Source organism: Bacteroides sp. 1_1_14, assembly GCF_000162515.1.
In the GTDB taxonomy this organism is placed as follows: Bacteria; Bacteroidota; Bacteroidia; order Bacteroidales; family Bacteroidaceae; genus Bacteroides; species Bacteroides thetaiotaomicron.
This window is the reverse complement of the sequence record NZ_GG774703.1, coordinates 347,963-362,970: the sequence shown is the minus strand read 5'-3', so window position 1 is coordinate 362,970 and position 15,008 is coordinate 347,963. Positions and strand designations below refer to the sequence as shown.

General features: G+C 41.5%; 7 protein-coding genes and 1 pseudogene. 2 read left to right on the top strand and 6 right to left on the bottom strand.

What is annotated here, in order from left to right; genetic code table 11:
- Nucleotides 1-76: 76 nt before the first annotated feature.
- From HMPREF9007_RS19510 to HMPREF9007_RS19535, 6 genes and pseudogenes are all read right to left on the bottom strand, one after another.
- Nucleotides 77-1,327 (bottom strand): TolC family protein, encoded by a 1,251-nt coding sequence (locus HMPREF9007_RS19510; RefSeq protein ID WP_008760407.1) that lies wholly within the window; start codon nucleotides 1,325-1,327, stop codon nucleotides 77-79.
- Nucleotides 1,305-4,411, bottom strand: a pseudogene (locus tag HMPREF9007_RS19515) (CusA/CzcA family heavy metal efflux RND transporter). The gene HMPREF9007_RS19510 and the pseudogene HMPREF9007_RS19515 overlap by 23 nt, the downstream one beginning before the upstream one ends.
- Before the next feature lie 6 nt (nucleotides 4,412-4,417).
- Nucleotides 4,418-5,527 carry an efflux RND transporter periplasmic adaptor subunit gene (locus tag HMPREF9007_RS19520; protein WP_008760406.1) on the bottom strand — a complete coding sequence of 370 codons (1,110 nt, stop codon included), beginning with the start codon at nucleotides 5,525-5,527 and terminating at the stop codon, nucleotides 4,418-4,420.
- Nucleotides 5,528-5,764: 237 nt separating this feature from the next.
- On the bottom strand, nucleotides 5,765-8,758 hold the full coding sequence (locus HMPREF9007_RS19525; RefSeq protein ID WP_225651408.1) for a hypothetical protein: 2,994 nt from the start codon (nucleotides 8,756-8,758) through the stop codon (nucleotides 5,765-5,767).
- A 287-nt stretch (nucleotides 8,759-9,045) separates the two neighbouring features.
- Nucleotides 9,046-9,969: a 23S rRNA (adenine(1618)-N(6))-methyltransferase RlmF gene (gene rlmF / locus HMPREF9007_RS19530; protein ID WP_008760404.1), complete on the bottom strand. Its 924-nt coding sequence runs from the start codon at nucleotides 9,967-9,969 to the stop codon at nucleotides 9,046-9,048.
- A gap of 116 nt (nucleotides 9,970-10,085) precedes the next feature.
- Nucleotides 10,086-11,531 carry an alpha-amylase gene (locus HMPREF9007_RS19535; RefSeq protein WP_022471040.1) on the bottom strand — a complete coding sequence of 482 codons (1,446 nt, stop codon included), beginning with the start codon at nucleotides 11,529-11,531 and terminating at the stop codon, nucleotides 10,086-10,088.
- 297 nt (nucleotides 11,532-11,828) lie between these two features.
- Between HMPREF9007_RS19535 and pulA the strand changes: the two genes are divergently transcribed.
- Both pulA and HMPREF9007_RS19545 read left to right on the top strand, forming a co-directional pair.
- Nucleotides 11,829-13,796, top strand: coding sequence for a type I pullulanase (pulA, locus tag HMPREF9007_RS19540; protein WP_008760402.1), 1,968 nt, complete (start codon nucleotides 11,829-11,831; stop codon nucleotides 13,794-13,796).
- Between the two features lie 56 nt (nucleotides 13,797-13,852).
- Nucleotides 13,853-14,917, top strand: a complete 1,065-nt coding sequence (locus HMPREF9007_RS19545; protein ID WP_008760401.1) for a mechanosensitive ion channel family protein — start codon at nucleotides 13,853-13,855, stop codon at nucleotides 14,915-14,917.
- The last annotated feature ends 91 nt before the right edge of the window (nucleotides 14,918-15,008 follow it).

Here is a 15,008-nt window from a genome sequence, read left to right as displayed (position 1 = left end):
TGAAACCGCTGACTGGTAACCATACAAATATCCGGCTTTGCTGCAATTCACAATAGTAAAGCCGGATATTTAACTGTCAAAAGCATATATCCCATATACCACAAGCTCTTTCCAATGCTACTAGTGAAGCGGCATATTCTTTCATTGTTTCCAGATACTCCTGTTGCACTTCATTATAAGTACGCTGGGCAACCAGTACATCAAGAATACTCGTTTCTCCCCGTTTGTATTTATATACCATTCCGTCGAGCACCTTCTGCGAGTCTTCAAGTACACCGGCTTTATATTGAGCTATCTTTTTCTTTTCAGCCTCATAGTTGAACCAGGCCTGGGTTATCTCTGCCTGTATCTGCAATTCCATATCTCTTTCCATTATCTCCGATTGGGCAATCCGAAACTTTGCAGCTTTTACAGCTCCTTTATTTATATTCGAGAATGTCAGAGGAACAGATACACCGACAGTAGCAGAACGGGACGGAGGAAGAAAGCCGTTCCAGTTTCTTTCATAAGAAACAGATACTCCGATATCGGGTCTGCGTTCCGCTCTCGTCAGTTTATATTCCCGGGTAGTAACTTCAGTACTTTTTTGAGCAACAAGCAGGTCGATGCGATTATCCAGTCCCGCTTTGACCAAATCAGACAGAGCAAAGTCCCTGCTTAGCTCTTCCCAATTTCCCAAAGGGATATGAAGCGTATCAGCACTCATCCCCATGTGTTTATTCAACAAAACCAAAGCGGAATGATAAGCCGCCTCCTGACTGTAAACAGTATTAAGCAAGGTGACAGTTTCCAGTTTTGACTGCCGGACATCATTCTCCGTAATCTCTCCCGATACATAGCGTAAACTATCAGACTGACTCAGCTGATACATATACTCATAAGAACTTTTCTGTACTTCAAGTAATTCGCGCTGAAGAATTGCTTCTAGAAAAAGGTCGGCAGCCTCCGCCCTCAAATCCTGAAAGCCCTGTTGCAGGACCAGTTTCTCCAATTCTGCCTGAGTCCGCGCCAACTTAATACGTGCTCCCCTTTTATTTCCCATTTCTAATGAATAGGAAACTCCCAACGAGAAAGTCTCATTACCTGCTTCAAATCCCAACTCCGGGTCCGGAAAGATTTTCCGGGCAATTACTTCCGCATCAGCAATACTCACATTGAGTTTTTCGGCTAAATAACTCAGATTCTTTTTCCCTACCCGATTCAGATATTCTTCGAAAGAAATAGACTGCCCCAGCTTTATTTCAGGCATTTGCGTAAAAGCCGGAATGAGTACGGCTTCCACCATTAACAGCAAGAGCACTATATTATATCGTATATTCTTTTTCATCGTTCTTCTTTTTATTTAAAACATTGTTCTCAACCAGATAATAGAAAACCGGAAGCAGAAACATAGAAATAAGGGTTGAAAACATCAATCCATACACAATCACTGTTGCCAGCGGACGCTGTACATCACTACCGATTCCAGTTGCCAACGAAGCCGGGAAAAGTCCGAGTATCGTAGTGACCGAAGTCATCAGAATAGGTCGGAAACGCTGGCGTGCCCCTTCTATGACCGATTTCCGGAGTTCCATTCCTCCCCTGCGCAGCCCATTGACCTGCGATACCATGATAATTCCATTCTGTATGGAAAGCCCGAACATCGCTATAAATCCTACGGCAGAAGATACATTCAGCGTCATACCACGCACATTAAGAGCAAGCATACCTCCGAAAAGTGCCAGAGGAACAATAGCCAATACCAGTCCTGCCTGGCAGAACTTCCCGAACGTGACATAAAGCAGTATAAACATCCCCGTCAGTGTCAGCGGTATAATGACAGCAAGACGTGTATAAGCCCGTTTTTGATTTTCGAAGGCCCCTCCCCATTTGATGGTATATTTATTCTTGTCATAATGTACTTTCTCATTGATCGTATTCTGGGCTTCATTCAGAAAAGATGTCAGGTCACGACCGCGCAAATTCAGCTTTACCGTCAAATGGCGTCTGTTCATTTCCCTGGTAATCGTACTTTCGCCGACACTCAATCTGACATCGGCAACCTGAGAAAGAGGTATCTTTGCACCGGTGGAAGAAGTCAACATAAGTCCGGCTATTTTCTCCGGAGTATTCCGCGCTTCCTCTTTATACTTACAGGTGATGCCATACTGGCGGTCACCCTGATAAAGTTGTGCGATAGCTTTACCTCCGACAGCCACTTCAATCAGATCCGCTACATCGGATACATTTAATCCGTAACGGGCTATGGCATCACGATTCATACTGATCTGTAACTGTGGCAAGGGTGGTTCCTGATCAATATCCAGATCAACAGCCCCTCGCACAGTTCCTAATGCCCTGGTTATTTCTTCGGCAATACGACGTGTTTCACGAAAATCTTCGCCATATACTTTCACCACCAGTTCACTATGGGCCCCGGCTATCTTATCCATCACCCCGTCTATCATAGGTTGGCTAAATCCTACTTTAAAACCGGGAAGTAACTTATATTCTTCTTCCAGTTCATGAATCAAATCCTTTTTAGTTTTCCTTTCGGCCATTCATCATAAGGCTTAATACCGATGGACACTTCAAAATGTGAAGGGGTGAACGGATCAGTTCCGTCGTCATTCCTTCCCGCCTGTACCATAATATAAGTTACTTCGGAATACTTCATCGTACGGGCACGCAAAGTATCGGATAACTCCCGTGACTTTTCTACGGAAATTCCGGGTGGCAGATTAACCTGTAACCATATCGAACCTTCATCCAGCTCCGGAAGGAAGTCTTTTCCTACGACAACACTCAACACGATCCCCGCTGTCAGAATCAGTCCTGATGGAATGATGGCTTTTAAGGGAGCTTCCAGAAATCCTGTAATGGTACGAATGTATTTATCCTTTAGTCTGTCCAGCCATTTATTCTTATATATTTTATGTGGTTTACGATAGATTGCATAGGCAAGTCCCGGAATCAATAAGAGCGCAACCAACAGTGCTCCAATCATTGCATAGCTCATCGTAAATGCCATTGGAGTAAAAAGTTTGCGTTCAACACGTTCAAAGGCAAACAGCGGAAGGTATGCCGTAATAATGACAATGGTTGAGAAAAGAATAGGCCGACCCACTTCTTTGGTGCGTTGCGCCATGCTTTTTTCTTCGAGATATTGTTTGGGATTATCCTCACGTTTCTTAAGGATCGTTTCCAGCATAACGATAGCGCCGTCCACAATAATACCGAAATCAATAGCACCAAGCGACAGAAGGTTAGCCGGAATATCCGTCAGATGCATAAGAATAAAAGCGATAAGCAATGACACAGGAATCGTTATAGATACCAATAATGCACCACGCCAGTTGCCTAGAAACAGAATAAGCACAAGAACCACCAAAGCCATACCCATCAGCAAGGTATGGGATACGGTACTCAAAGTAGTATCCACCAAGTTGGTACGATCCAGAAAAGTATGTATCCTCACTCCTTCCGGCAATGTCTCATTATTTAACTCATCAACTGCCACATGAATATCTTCCAGTACTTTAGACGGATTCTCATGTTTCAGAAGGAGTACAATTCCTTCCAGACTCTCAGAGTAGTTGCGGGTACGGTCCGTATATCCCAGCACTCCCTTTCTTTCAAGATTTCCATACTTCAAAGAACCTATATCATTCAGAAAGACAGGAACTCCGGAAGTAGTACTCACTACAATATGTCCCAAATCGTCCAAATTTCCGATTAATCCAATTCCCCGTACCACATAACCCAAGTCACCACGATTCAACACGCTTCCCCCCACATTGGCATTGTTATTCTCAATGGCTTCAACAACCTGGCTGAGAGATAAATTATATTGTTCCAGTTTGGACGGATCTACTTCAACCTGGAACTGAGTAGTGATCCCACCGAAATTGGTTACATCAGCCACTCCCGACACTTCCTTGATACGGGGAATAATTACCCAGTTCTGAAGGTCGGTTAATTCGCGTAATGAGTGCTGGTCACTTTCTATGATATAACGATACACTTCTCCTACGGGAGATGTCAGCGGATCAAGTCCCGGAACAGCTCCATAAGGCAGTTCTACTTCATTCAATCTTTCCTGTACGCGCTGGCGGCTCCAGTAGTCCTCTGTCCCGTCCTTAAAGACAATGGTAATCATTGACAGCCCGAATGTACTCTTACTCCGCATGACGTGCATACCGGGCAGCCCATTAATAGCGCGTTCCAAAGGAATGGTTATCTGCTGTTCCACTTCCTCCGCAGCCAGTCCGGGAACTTGAGTGACCACCTGGGAAGTGACATCTGCAATATCCGGATATGCTTCTATCGAAAGCTGTTTCCATGAGTAATATCCAAAGATACACATCATCACAAACAGGCAAAGCATTACCCATCTTTTTTGTATAATTGAAAGCATTAATTCCTTCTTCATAATTTCTTACTTTAAATAATATCCTCCTTCACTGATTATCTTATCTCCGGGACGCAATCCTTCGCTGATCACCGCTATTCCGTTTTCTGTTGTCTCCACTGTCACCGACGTTCGTACGAAAACCAACGGAGCAATCTGCACAAATACATAGCTATCCTTTTCTCCCTGCAGTAACGCTTTCTCCGGGATTTGAATTTGTCTGACCGGAACACTCAGAAAGTGGACAGTAGTGTACATCCCCAGCTTCAGATGTCCGTTCAAATTATCACAGACCGAAAGTACCTGAATGGACCGGGTTTCCTCGTCTACCTCCTCCTCTACATGATACACATTGCCTTTAATAACCGTACCGGGCAATGCCGAAATTTCAATATCCAGACTACTGCCTTCATTTATAAACCGGATATCTTTCTCCTTTACCTGAGCCGCAATCCATACCTTAGACAGGTCGGCAACAATAGCTATCGGTTCGGTATCATCTTTCAGATATTGCCCTGTTACGATGTTATCCTCTATCACTTCCCCGGGAATAGGAGAACGAACAATCATCGGTTGCCCCAATATCATTTCCGCCGGATTGTCCACCTGATATACCCGCAATGCGGCAGAGGCGTTTTCAAACTCCTTATCTGCTATCAATAAAGCATTCTGGGCTTCTTCCAGTTCTCTTTGCGAACTGACACCATTCCTTATCAGATCTTCTTTGCGTTTCAAATCTTTTTTAGCAAGTTCCCTGGACGAAAGTGCCTGAAAGTATTCCTTTTGTGCAGAAGTAAAGTCGGGGGAACTGATTTCAAATAAAGGTGTTCCCTGACGTACCGACTGTCCGATACGCACATAAGATTTTGTGACTCTCCCTGCAAATGGAGGAGCAACATAAGCATAACGGGGAGGAATGGGACGCACCACACCGGACGTTATCACCTTCTTGGAATAGGGTTTCAGTTCAGACACTGATACTTTGATTTTTTCAAGTAAAAGAGGATCTGCAATATAGACCGTGTCACCTTGTATACGATAGCCACTTTTTTGCTCTGATTCCTGTTTATCCCCGCATGCGGTAAAAAACAACACACTGCCAATAATAAATGTGTGTAACTCTCTCTTCATCATCATAATTAAACATAAGTTAAGTTAGTAACCGGATTTCCGGGCACAAAGATAGACGGCTCCCTTCGGAGAGCCTGTTAGAGAATAGTTAGAATCCTATTAGAATCTTATTAGAGTAAATAAAGATTTCTTCTTAAAACAGCAGCTTTGTTGTTAGAGAGTACGCACAAATAAGGGGTTGACTAAAAAGCCAACCCCTCAACGGATGATATTCCGGTATTTTTATCGTAAGCCGAAAAGTTCTTATTCTTTCACACAACGTATACTTTGAGCAAAACCTTGATATGACAATCTGAAATTATGAGAATTATATGCAGACTCAAGCGACCAGGCTCCATAACGTATTCTCCTGTCATAAGGTGGATTCTGCAATTCCGATCTCATATAAGGAGGACCTACACTTGCCGACCAATAGTATCCGGTACTACCCCTACTTTCCAAAGCACCACTTGTGTTATTCAGACGACCGGCTGACGGAAAAAAGACAGATGCATTCGTTCCGGAATCGGGATTAAAATACAATACTCCCTGATAAGCAACATTACTATTTCCTAATGATACGCCATAGTTTCCATTCGAAGCCTCTTTTATCGGACGTCTGTCGAAAAATCCGTCCGAATAAAATGTATAAGTTGTTCCTTTTAGTTGTTTCCGGGCAAGCATATCTTTGTTTGCTCCGTAAGGATATGTCCCAGGACCTGTATTACCAGTTCCACTAAAAGGAGTAGTAAAAGCTGTAGCGTAGTCTGCACTTGAAGCCGCATTTCCTGCAAAAGGTACATTAAATAAAGAAACCCTTAATTCTGAATACTCTATTTGATCTTTATAATTCGTGGCAGTACCCGTAGTACCCTCATCCGGCAAATAATCATAATATCCATTATAAGATATTTTATCCGTATAGCCATCCGTCGGACGACGATATCCCGGAGGGCAAACTTCAAACTGTTCTTTATATGCAGGGATATTAGCACTGACATCTCCATCCCACATGATCGGAAATTCCCCATATCCCCAAGGGAATCCTGAAACAAGATATGACTTCGAGGGATTAAAAGCTCTGCGGTAATAATCAGTCATACCGGAAGTAGTGCCTTTCAAATCGACCGCCCACTGAAAGAATGCACCCGCCTGCGAAGGGAAGTCTACAAAACGAGCACCTTTTACGTTCACATTCTCATAATCCGGATTCGTATTCCCTGCTAACCTCTCGCTTGTCAGGTTTAAAGCAGAGAACTTAGCTGCTCCCCTACGGGCATTCGTCGATAAAAGACGCATATCTTCTCTCACATGTGTAGTAATATCCGTACCTCCATTCCACGCTCCCCATACAGTTCCCGAAATAGCATCCCCCGGTGCATATATATAAGCACCGGCTTCGCCCTGACGAATATAAATTTTCATTGTTGTCCGCCATCCCGGATAATATGACAAATTGATATATCCAAATTTAGGCTCGGATTCTTTAGTTGGTACAAAATCGGCATTTTCCTTAACGCCAATACGGAAATATATACGACCGGTGAGACCTGAGATACTAGTACCATCTTCTCCCCTATACGGATTGAGAGTTACCGGATAATGTTCCGCATCACCCGGTGATTCTGTTCCAATATTCGGATCAAAGCTGGGAGTCGCGCTCACAACAAGCCAGTTTTGATAGGCAACAGGTACACTAACAGACCATGTTTGATCCAATCGATGCTGTCCTGTTATAATACGTTCTCCTTTCTGGTTATGTTTAAAAAATGCTGCATTGAACAAACCATGTTGATTTGCCGTAGGATTGTGCACAAATCGCAAACCTTCTTGTGTGACGGTAACCTTTATCTTCCTCTGCAATGCATTCTTACCATTAGTATCCTCTGCTGCAGATAAAGTCAATGTATATGTACCACTCATATTCTCGGTCCTGTCATGCGTACCAAAACCGGTGGTATTTGTTCCGTCAACCAGTAAATCCATATATCCGCTGCCCGAAGCCGAATCATAAAAGAAACGATAAGGATCAGGATTATTATCATCTACTGCCAAACAGTTAAAGACTGTATTAGTTGCTCTTTCATTCGCTTCACCTTCTTTCTTTACTGTGCCCAACACCTTCACTACCGGCATATTGGACCAGAAAGAAATCCGGACTCCGTTCATATCCGTCATCTTAGCCTGTATATGCGATACATTCAGAACACGGACGCCTGATATTTCCCAATCATCTCCATCGTCAATCCACGGAGAAGGCTGTATATTTACTTCTAAAGGTTCTCTTATGATACCTGTCAAATCAAGTTTCGCATTTGCCGGTAATGTATAATCCGGGTCGGACAGAATCTTCAATTTGCAGGAAGGACTATACTTGTCAATCAGGTTAACAGTAAAATTTATCGCATTCGTCTCGTCGGACTTCGATGAAAAGAAGCTAGATGGCAGAATTACTTTTTTAACTTTAACAGCCCAGACTAAATCGTTATTTTTATCCTCAGTGGTCAATAAAGTGGGATCTATTTTAAAACAGTCGGCATTATCAGCTAATGTGAGTTTACGTTCCACATTTCTGGTTATGGCCGTTCCACCATAAGGAAGAACCGGATCGGCATACGCCCAGGAACTGGGTAAACAATCACTAGGCAAGCCATATACCAAAGGCACTCTATCCGGTATATTAGAAAAAGTAATTCCTTCAAATTCACTCGAACTGGCATCACCAAAATCGACTTTCGATTTCAAAACCACATCCACACGTGCCGCCAAGCGTCTGAGTCCTACTGTCAACTTGGTAGATGCAACACCATTTACCTCCAAGTTTCCATCAGCCAGCACTTTTATACTATTATTTTCCGCAATCATAGGTATAACCCGTTCCGAATCGAAGAACTCCGCCGGATAGGATATTGACTTTAGTGCATCATAATCAGTTATATTGTCAAGAACCGCCTTCACAATTGTATTATGAGGTTCATTGGCCAAAAAGACAAAATCATATTCACCCTTATTAATCGGATGCCGTAGCGTATTTCCGCCCAGCACATCTCCATAATAAAAAGTATTACTTTCGCAGATGCGACTTGTCTTATTGAAAGCCAGAATACGCAGAGTTTCAACCTTATCATCGAGCCCGTCACCCGGATAGGCTCCTGTATAGGCACGTGTATTGATACCGGTAATTGTTATATATCCCTCTTTAGGTGTATCTTTATAAAACTCATCAATACAGGAGGAAAACAATAAAAATATAACCAAAAACGACAAATGTAAATAGTTTCTCAATCTAACAACAAACATATATTCCCTTGATTTGATATTTCCTAGCACTATAATCTCATACTACAAATATCGGCATATCAAAGAAAAGGAGAAAGGGGAATTAATACTCATATAGAATATACAGAGAGAGAAACGACTCTATTATCGAAAACAACAACAAATCCAGGCACATTATAACAAATAACGGTCTTAATCATCAATATTTTTTCATTATACAGATAATCTTCTTTAAAAATATCCGTTTATCGAAAAAACAAAATCAGCTATTCCAAAAATCGCCAAGCCAAAATTCTGCTATTTTTTGTACCCTGACACATTCGAATTATCTTATATTCCGATACATGGACGGCTTTTAATTTAGCATATAGTTTATCCAGATTCTTCTCCTTAGAAACCAGACTTGTAAACCAACCGCAATTCTTCCGGTATTTCCGGCTCTCAGAAATCATATTCAGCAAAAAATGTAATTCTCCACCCTCACACCAAAGTTCATTCGCATTTCCACCGAAATTCAATTTGGTTTTCTTTACTTTCTCCCCTTTCAGACTACTCAATTTACGTAATGTCCCCTCTTCTGCTTCTTCTTTCGAACTGTGAAACGGAGGATTGCAAATTGTTACATCAAAATATTCATCGGGAGCAATGATTCCGTCAAAAATCCTCCGATTGTCTTTCTGAAGCCGCAAATCAATCTTATGTGCTAATACAGGATTGCAAGTCACTATCTTACGCGCATTTTCTATGGATACCGGATCAATATCGGAACCCACAAACATCCATCCATACTCAACGTGCCCAATAATCGGATAAATACAATTTGCACCTACACCGATATCCAAGCATCTGCACTGTCGTTTTGGCTTATCTCCATTCTCTTCATTTGCCGTATTACTGACTCTCTCCGGATCAATTAAATCGGCAATATAATGAACATAGTCTGCCCTCCCGGGGATAGGCGGACACAAATAATTCCTTGGAATATCCCAGTAGCGGATACCATAATAACTTATCAGCAATGCTTTATTCAGCGCTTTCACAGCATGTGGATTAAAAAAATCGATTGTTTGTATTCCCAAAGGATTGAGAAGTACAAATTTTCTGAGCGGTGGATAATTCTCTGTCAACAATGAAAAATCATATTGTCCATTGTGTTTATTTCTCGTATGTAGTTCGCTTCTTTCTGCCATGGCGGCAAAGATACAGAGAATCTTTCTGTCTGCAAATGACTTTCATACAAATCATGAAGATACCTGATTACAACTGTAACAAGCATCTTCATAATTAATTATATAAGTACCATAACCTAATCCTTCTTCACCCAAACAGCCAGGTTACGGGATTCGACAGAGAACTCTCCATTTCCTTCTTCATCTAAAGTTATTTCTTCGGATATACTTCCGGTTATTTCGTGCCAGACTTCGCCTTTATGTTTCTCACCCAAGCTCATTATTTTACTTCCCGCCTCGTCATTAGACATAAGGAAGACCAGCCCGGAGCCATTATGTTCCTCATCTCCTGTACGGATAAAGCCAATCGTTGAAGGATGGTCGAAGTATTCTATCTGATCACCGTAAGCGTACTTTCGTCTCGCATCCAACAATATATCAATAATCCGGGTATGAGGAGACTTCTCCCCCTTTATACCATAATAATCTCCATAAAACAGACATGGATAACCTTCCTTCATCAGCAAAATCAAACCATAAGCCAACGGTTTAAACCAATCTTCTACATTGGATTCAAGAGAACTTCCGCGTTGCGTATCATGATTGTCAACAATGGTTACAGCCAGATCGGGATGATGTTCAACCAGAGTATCTTTTAAAATATCCCGCAAATCATAGTCTTTACCTTCCTGTGATGCCTGGAACATATTATAATGTAACGGGACATCAAATAGGTTTACTTTGTGCCCAACAGCTTCTATATAAGCATCCAATGCTTCCAGGTCACCATTCCAATATTCACCTACGGCATAAAAATCATTGCCTCTTTCACTCCTCACCGCATCGAGGAATTGTGCGACGAATTGATCTTTCATATGTTTAATGGCATCCAGACGCATTCCGTCGAGATTCAATTCATTGGAAACCCACTTTCCCCAACGGTTCAATTCAGATACAACTTCCGGATGGTCCAAGTCAATATCGTTACATAACAGAAAATCATAATTACCGTTCTCACTATCCACGCCCTCACTCCAAGCTTTTCCTTCTCCCTGTATCTGAAAAACACCGCTGCGCTTTTGCGCATCATCAAAACCCGTCCCGGAAAAATGATACCAATGCCATTTAAAATCCGAATGTTTGTCCTTACGTCCGTGAAAGCTATACCCGGTCCACCCTTGTATCTCAAACGGCTCACCCAAAGCCTTGGTTCTCTCCTTGGGATCGACCTCCACTACCATAAACTTTTCAGTAAAATCACCACCCGCTTTATGATTCAATACAACGTCCAGATAAACAGCAATATGATATTTGTGCAATTCGTCAATCATTTTCTTCAGTTCATCTTTCGTACCATATTTAGTTCTTATGGTTCCCTTTTGGTCAAATTCGCCCAAGTCATACAGATCATAAGTCGCATATCCTTCGTCTTGCTGCTCATCGGCCTTATAAGCAGGGGGAATCCAAACAGCAGTCACACCTATATCACGAAGATGCGACGCATCTTCCTTTATCTGTTTCCATAACTTCCCGTCATTCGGGAGATGCCATTCAAAATATTGCATCATAACACCATTTTCCATACGCTTCATTTTTTTTTATAATTAACTTTATACAAAACAAAGATGATGTTAACAAAGTTCCTACGTTTCTATAAATCATAAGCTAACAAATACAAAAAAGTGCAAAGGATAAAAAGCTGATTTACAACACCGTAAAATTACCTTAATTATTCTTTTATTATTCATATTTATCAGAGCGTGAACAGGAATTTTTGATTTCACATTTGTTTTCAGTCATACCATAACGGAATAATCCGGTTCATTTATTCCACAACATGATTATTTTTTTTATATAGTATTAATATAAAATTAGAAAATATGAGAGAGTTGAAAAATCATCCGTCCCCGGACCAGTTGGATTCGTATGACAAGTATCCGTGCTATTATGAGAACGATTTGGAATTAGTCTATACACCCCAGCAATCCATATTTACGCTATGGGCACCAAGTGCCGATAATGTCCGTTTAAACCTGTATTCATCCGGCGAAGCGGGAGATCCGGAAGAACAACTGGAAATGGACATAGCCGACAATGGGACCTGGTGTATCCATATAGACCGTGATCTGAAAGGTTCTTTCTACACCTTCCAGATAGAAAAAGATGGAAAATGGCTGGACGAAACACCCGGTATCTGGGCAAAAGCAGTCGGCATCAATGGCAATCGCGCTGCTGTAATCGACTGGAACGAGACAAATCCCGAAGGTTGGGAATCAGACCAGTCACCCGAACTGAAAATGTATTCCGATATCATTCTTTATGAACTTCATCACCGCGATTTTAGTATTGATCCAAACTCAGGAATTGAACATAAGGGGAAGTTTCTTGCTCTGACAGAGACCGGAACTAAAACTCCCGAAGGAGAATCTTCCGGACTGGATCATTTAAAAGAATTGGGAGTAACGCATATACACATCCTTCCTTCATTCGATTTCGCCACAATCGATGAAAGGAAATTGGAGAAAAACAAATACAATTGGGGATATGACCCGAAGAATTATAATGTACCAGATGGAAGTTACTCCACCGATCCTGTCACCCCCACCACCCGTATCCGCGAATTTAAAGAGATGGTAAAAAGCCTCCATCAAAATGGTTTTCGTATTGTACTCGATGTGGTTTATAACCATACAGCCTCAACCGAGCATTCTAATTTTGACCTGACGGTTCCGGGATATTTTTACCGCCAGAATCCCGACGGTTCCTATTCAAATGCTTCCGGGTGTGGAAATGAGACAGCCTCAGAACGCGAAATGGTTCGCCATTATATCATTGAGTCGGTCAAATTCTGGGCGAAAGAATATCACATTGACGGTTTTAGATTCGATCTGATGGGGATACATGACATCGACACCATGAACCAGTTAAGAGAGGAATTATTAAAAATTGACCCCACCATTTTTGTATACGGAGAAGGTTGGGTAGCAGCAGATTCTCCATTACCTTTCGAGCAACGGGCTGTAAAGGAGAATGTACGAAAAATGAAAGGTATTTCCGTATTTAATGATGAATTTCGTGACGGTCTGAAAGGAAGTACCTTTGACGAACAGGAACCAGGGTATGCCTCCGGAAATATCAACGGGCATTTTGAACCTGTCAAATATGGAATCGTTGGCGGAACACAACACCCACAGGTAGATTATAGCGGGTTACTTTACTGTGACGGTCCATATGCCGCTGCTCCCTCTCAAATGATTAACTTTGTTTCCTGTCATGACGGATATACGCTGGTAGATAAGCTGAAATTATCTGTTCAAGGCGAACATTCTGAAGAAGAACTAGTTCCTATTGACAAATTAATACACACCGTGCTTTTAACCTCGCAAGGTATTCCTTTTATTCGTGGCGGTGAAGAAATCATGCAGGACAAACAGGGAGAGCCAAACAGCTACAAGTCTTCTGACGCCGTCAACCAAATAGACTGGGCGTTAAAAGCTAAAAACCGTGATATATTCAATTATATCAGAACATTAATCGCACTCCGCAAAAAACATCCCGCCTTCCGTATTCCTACAGCAGAGGGCTTAGAGAAATGGCTTCATTTTCTTGATACAGGCGATTCCGGTGTCATCGCTTATACTCTAGGCGAGTATGCTAACGGTGATGAATGGAAAGAAATTCTGGTTGCATACAACGGTAACCGGAATCAGGCAGATATCAATATCCCGGAACAAGATTGGATTATAGTCTGCCATAACGGACAAATTGATCTAGACAGTCAGGAGCATTTATCGGGAGGGGATATTTCTATCGCAGCATCTTCAGCTCTTATCTTGTATCGTCAATAAAAAGGAGATCAACTTGATATTATTAAATAAAAGTACAATTATAAATCAGTTAGACTATGTTAGAAAATGAATTATGGGGAAATACTATTGAAAACTGGGGTATTTCCATTCTTATTATTTTAGGAGCAATTATTATTGTGAAATTATTATCGCTATTAGGCAAGAAAGTTATCAAACCTTTTGTTACGGGAACCGACAATCACCTGGACGACGTCATTTTTTACTCTTTGGAAGCGCCTGTTAAGTTTGCTATAATTCTGTTGGGAATCTGGATCGCTATCCATCGGTTGGTTTATCCGGACAGTTTTGTGAAAGTAGTTGACAATGCTTACAGCATTTTGATTGTTCTGGATATTACTTGGTTTTTCGGCCGTTTGTTCAGTAGTTTACTTCAGGTTTACTGGGGAAAGCAGTCCAACGGACAAGCTAACAAAATGATGCCAATCATCAAAAGAACCATCTTGGTTATAGTCTGGCTCATCGGCATCGTCATGGCTTTGAGTAATGTGGGAGTTAACATCAGTGCTCTGTTGGGAACTTTGGGTATTGGTGGTATCGCATTTGCTTTGGCAGCACAAGATACAGTAAAAAACGTTTTCGGTGCGTTTACCATTCTGACGGATAAACCTTTCAGCATCGGAGACACAATTCGCGTGGATAGTTATGAAGGAACGGTAGTAGACGTAGGAGTCCGAAGCACAAAAATAATGAATTACGACAAACGTATTATAACTTTCCCCAATTATAAGATTACCGATACTTCTATCGTTAATATTTCATCCGAACCTATGCGCCGAGTAGTCTTGAATCTTGGACTGACGTATGATACGACTTCCGAAAAGATGAAAGAAGCTTTAGAACTATTGAAATCCATCCCCAAAAGAGTAGAAAATGTATCTTCTAACCCTTCTGATATAGTCGCTGTTTTTACAGAATACTCAGATTCCGCATTGGTTATCATGTATATCTATTTTATAGAGAAACAAGGAGATATTTTAGGCGTAACCTCAAATATGAATATGGAAATACTGGCTGCTTTTAATAAAGCAGGATTGAACCTTGCTTTTCCGACACGGACTGTCTATATTCAGAAAGACGAATCATTGAAACAAGAAAGTTGATAAACCCATCGTTCTCTTAGAAATATGTACATGCAGCCCAACATCAATGTGCTATTTTTAAGATTAAACAAAAATACAGTTGAAATAAAAA

Excerpts from the sequence above, each read along its gene's own strand:
- rlmF (WP_008760404.1), bottom strand. The coding sequence starts at position 9,969 with ATGGCAGAAAGAAGCGAACTACATACGAGAAATAAACACAATGGACAA.
- HMPREF9007_RS19545 (WP_008760401.1), top strand. The coding sequence starts at position 13,853 with ATGTTAGAAAATGAATTATGGGGAAATACTATTGAAAACTGGGGTATT.
- HMPREF9007_RS19510 (WP_008760407.1), bottom strand. The coding sequence starts at position 1,327 with ATGAAAAAGAATATACGATATAATATAGTGCTCTTGCTGTTAATGGTG.
- HMPREF9007_RS19520 (WP_008760406.1), bottom strand. The coding sequence starts at position 5,527 with ATGATGATGAAGAGAGAGTTACACACATTTATTATTGGCAGTGTGTTG.
- pulA (WP_008760402.1), top strand. The coding sequence starts at position 11,829 with ATGAGAGAGTTGAAAAATCATCCGTCCCCGGACCAGTTGGATTCGTAT.
- HMPREF9007_RS19535 (WP_022471040.1), bottom strand. The coding sequence starts at position 11,531 with ATGGAAAATGGTGTTATGATGCAATATTTTGAATGGCATCTCCCGAAT.